General features: G+C 61.1%; 4 protein-coding genes and 1 pseudogene. 3 read left to right on the top strand and 2 right to left on the bottom strand.

What is annotated here, in order from left to right; genetic code table 11:
* Positions 1-198, top strand: a pseudogene (locus tag LX81_RS21645) (IS5/IS1182 family transposase); the annotation flags it as partial.
* 466 nt (positions 199-664) lie between these two features.
* Here LX81_RS21645 and LX81_RS21640 read toward each other — a convergent pair.
* Both LX81_RS21640 and LX81_RS23480 read right to left on the bottom strand, forming a co-directional pair.
* On the bottom strand, positions 665-922 hold the full coding sequence (locus tag LX81_RS21640) for a hypothetical protein (protein WP_111539295.1): 258 nt from the start codon (positions 920-922) through the stop codon (positions 665-667).
* Between the two features lie 491 nt (positions 923-1,413).
* Positions 1,414-1,605: a transposase gene (locus tag LX81_RS23480; protein WP_111539294.1), complete on the bottom strand. Its 192-nt coding sequence runs from the start codon at positions 1,603-1,605 to the stop codon at positions 1,414-1,416.
* 201 nt (positions 1,606-1,806) lie between these two features.
* On the opposite strand from LX81_RS23480, the gene LX81_RS21625 reads away from it, so the two are divergent.
* Together LX81_RS21625 and LX81_RS23235 are read left to right on the top strand one after the other, a co-directional pair.
* Complete coding sequence (locus tag LX81_RS21625; RefSeq protein ID WP_211322868.1) at positions 1,807-2,208, top strand: rhodanese-like domain-containing protein; 402 nt, start codon at positions 1,807-1,809, stop codon at positions 2,206-2,208.
* A gap of 27 nt (positions 2,209-2,235) precedes the next feature.
* Positions 2,236-3,866: methyl-accepting chemotaxis protein (locus LX81_RS23235; protein ID WP_272939512.1), on the top strand; the 1,631-nt coding region annotated here is incomplete at its 3' end.

Genomic DNA, 3,866 nt, shown 5'->3' with positions numbered 1-3,866 from the left:
GGTCGGACGCTCTGGAGAAGGTGGTCCGGCTACCACCGTCGAAGCCGCGTCGAGACCAAGATGAACTGCATGAAGCTCCTCGGTCAGAAGCTCATGTCCCGCGACTTCGACCGCCAGACCGCCGAACTCCAAGTTCGCATCGCCATCCTCAACCGCTTCACCGCCCTCGGCATCCCCGTCACGCAGCCCGTCGGCTGACCTCAAACGAAGAAAGGGGAAGTCCCTCCGTCAGGAGATTTGCGCAACAAGGCCTGCCGACGCTGCATTGATGTGACGCGAAGTCGGCATTCGGGGAGCGTCGTATCGTAGACGTTCCTCGGAGTAAGGAAGGGCGGAAAGCGGACCTTCGCTGCGGGTGCGGGCGCACCTCTGGCCCACTGCGAAAGCGGAAATTCAGTCAGGCACCCTCGAAAACAATGCTGATCGCGACCTGAGCCCCAACTTCCCTCCGGGTCTACGGAGAATCCGCCGATTGATGTCTTGCGCTAAGCAGCACGTATGCCAAGCCGTTCCTCGCCATGAACTTGGCTGGCGGGATGTTCCCGAGCCCCGAGCCCCGAGCCCCGAGAGCGGGCGGGGATAATTTAGTTCCCCTGCCATATCCGGATTTTCCGCCGGGCTTCGGTGAGTGACACGAACAGTGTCTTGTTCAGGAGCTAGTCCATCAGCCGCCCGTTGGACCTTTCGACAAACCCGTGTTTCGCATAGGCGCGCCGGGCGCGATGTACTGCCAGTCGACCCCGGTGCGGTGACACCATGACATCACGACCATAAAAGTCAGTGCCGTGACGTCGTCGAAAACCGCCATGGCCATCCGGCTTCCCTGCGCGATCAGGGCATTCAGATCCCGAGCGACCCGCAGGTTGGAGAGCGACGGGTCCGCGACAGAGGTCAGGGATTCTCGGCTGAGATCGTCGACCACTGTCAGAATCCGGCACCGGCGTTCATCGGTTAGGACACCGCCGACGAAATCGAGGCTCAGCGTATGTTCGGGGCATCCGGCACCAGCATGGCCGCCGTGTCCCGAGAGCCCGCTTCCGGTCGCCCCGGCGACGCACCTGAGGACTTTCCTTGCGGTAGAGCCACCGTAGCCTCTTCGGGTTCATCACGATCCCCTGGCGCTCGAGCATAACGCGGATCTGCTGATAGCCGAACCGCCGCCGCTCGGTGGCGACCGCCTTCATCGCCGGCCGGGCTTCGGCATTGTCCGGGCGCAGGCTGCAACAGCGCACTCTGGAGCGATCCACGGCCAGAACTCTGCACGTCCGGCGCCGGCTCACTCCGTGGATCTCGACGGCGTGCGCAACCGCCCCTCCGCTTCACATTAAGCGCAGCCATCTCCTTGACACGACATCCTTTCAGATCGCGTTGTCCAGCATGGCTTCGGCGAGCAGCTTCTTCAGCTTGCCGTTCTCATCTTCGACGGTTGAGGGGTGTCAGCCGCCCCGCCTCTGACACCCCAAGCCTGCCATAGCGCGCCTTCCTTTTCCAGATCGTGGCAGTGCTGACCCCGCGCGTCCCGCACGCGTGGGCAATCGACATTTCGGCCTCCTGCTCCTTCAGCACGCCTATGACCTGTTCTTCGCTGAACCTTGAGCGCTCCATTGCCCATCTCCGTGCATGAGCGGACCCTGCTTTGGACGGAAAAAGAAACGGGGCTCCTGATCAGGACCGAACACCTGAAACCGAACTACTTAATAGGATCAGGCCGAGAGCCACGGAGCGGTTCAATTCCAAGAATAACCAGTTTTTAAATATTGGAAATTAGCAAGCGATCTCGAAAACTAATCTCATATGAGGTCGATCATGCGAATGCTCTCCGTATCACTCCTTGCTCTCGCTATCGGTACCCCTGTTCTCGCAGAAACTTCTCCGGAGAACATTGAGGGTGCGACAACCGTCAGCGCTGAAGAAGCGGCGGTCCTGTTCGACGAAGGCGTTGTCTTCGTCGATGTTCGCAAGACCTCGGACTACGAAGCGGGACGCATACCGACTTCGGCGCATCTCGACGTGAAAACGGCTTTCACCGAAGAGAGCTTGTCAGAGGTCGTGGCCAAGACCGAGCCCGTGGTTATCTACTGTAACGGCGAGGAGTGCATGCGGTCGTCTCAGGCCAGCGAGATGGCCGTTTCCTGGGGATGGGAGCAGGTGAACTACTTGCGCGAAGGTTTTCCGGCATGGGAAGCCGCAGGTCTGCCGGTAGAATAATTATCCTTTTTGGGTGGGACGACTTTCATGAAGCTGACTCCCAAACTGACTCTTGCGTCGGTGGCCTTGGCCGCAGTGATCTCCGGTTGTCTGGGCGCAGCCGCCGTTTTCATCGACTTGGAACGCCAGGATCTGCTGCTCGAGGGAAACGCACAGAAAACGGCTTCGATCGTTCGTTCCATCCTGTCTCGTTACGAACCGGTACTTGAAGGCGCTGCGCTCCAGATCGGTCGAGAGCGAGACGTGATGCGTCCGTTTGTGTCAGGTGATTACGCTACAGCAACCGAACAGCTTACCAGTACGTTCAACCGGATGTCGGGAAGCGGCGAGGTTTCTCATATCTCACTTTACGACCTCAGCGGTACCCCTCGCGTCTCCCTTCCTGCCGGTTCGGCTCCCGCATCTTTCTCTGATGTCTCCCGAGAAAGCCTCGAAAGCCGTGGGCGAGCGAGCGGCTTGGCCGAACTGGAACCAGGCATGTCCGGAATTTCGATCGCATTTCCGATCTTGAAGGGTCGTGATGTTGCCGGGATCGGCGTCGTCGGCTTTGCCGTGTCCAAGGCGATTGAAGACATCGCTTCGGCCTTGGCCGCCGAGGTCGTGCTGGTCGAAGCGGGTGTCGAGACGGCGCGAACAGACGGGCTTTCCGAAACGTGGACGCCACCGACCCGTTATTCGGAAACACTTGCCAGCCTCACAACCCGTGTAGACGGTAATATGAACATCGCGACTACCGTGCCGGTCGTAACTGCCTCGGGGCAAAAGATTGCCACTTTCCATGTCTTGGACGATATCGCTGCGGCGCATGACGCAATGATAAGTAGTGTAAGGGTGATTGGTGCTGCGGCAGCTTTTCTGGCCGTGGCAGGGGTGGCGGCCTTCGCTTGGTGGATCAGAACTCAGCTTGTTCCCTTACGCCAGGTTTCCGGCAAGTTGAAAATGATGGCGGACGGTGCTCCGGTAAATTTCGACGACGTCGCTCGGCGCAACGACGAGATCGGCATTGTGAAAGAGGCAGCTGCCACTCTCGCACGCGATCTCGACGCGATGAGTGATGCAGCCCGTAAGATGGCGGGCGGCGACCTCGAGACGGATGTCACGCCGCGCTCCGTGGACGACCGGCTGGGGATCGCGCTCCGGGACATGGTGCTCAAGCTGCGCGAGGTGATCTCCAAAGCCTCCGCCTCGGCCGCATCGGTGGCCACGGGAGCGGCGGGTATGAACCGAACCGCCGAGCAGCTCTCCGCCGGCTCGACACAGCAGGCCTCGGCGGTGGAGGAGGCCTCGGCCTCGGTCGAGGAGATGACCGCCAACATCCGCCAGAACGCCGACAACGCGGCGCAGACCGAGAAGATCGCGGGCCAGTCTGCCGACGACGCACGCCGCTCCGGCGAGACGGTGGGCAATGCGCTGCACGCGATGAAAACGATCGCCGAGCGGATCACCATCATCCAGGAGATCGCCCGGCAAACCGATCTGCTGGCGCTTAATGCGGCGGTTGAGGCGGCGCGGGCAGGCAGCCACGGCAAGGGCTTCGCGGTGGTAGCCTCCGAGGTGCGCAAGCTCGCCGAGCGCAGCCAGCAGGCGGCGGCCGAGATCAGCCAGCTCTCGAAAGAGACGGTGGAAGTCTCGGGCGAGGCCGGGCGCATGCTCGACGC

Origin of the sequence: Palleronia aestuarii, from assembly GCF_003253995.1 — a bacterium.
Lineage (GTDB): Bacteria > Pseudomonadota > Alphaproteobacteria > Rhodobacterales > Rhodobacteraceae > Palleronia > Palleronia aestuarii.
The sequence above is the reverse complement of the archived record's forward strand: the minus strand, read 5'-3'. Positions and strand labels throughout refer to the sequence as shown.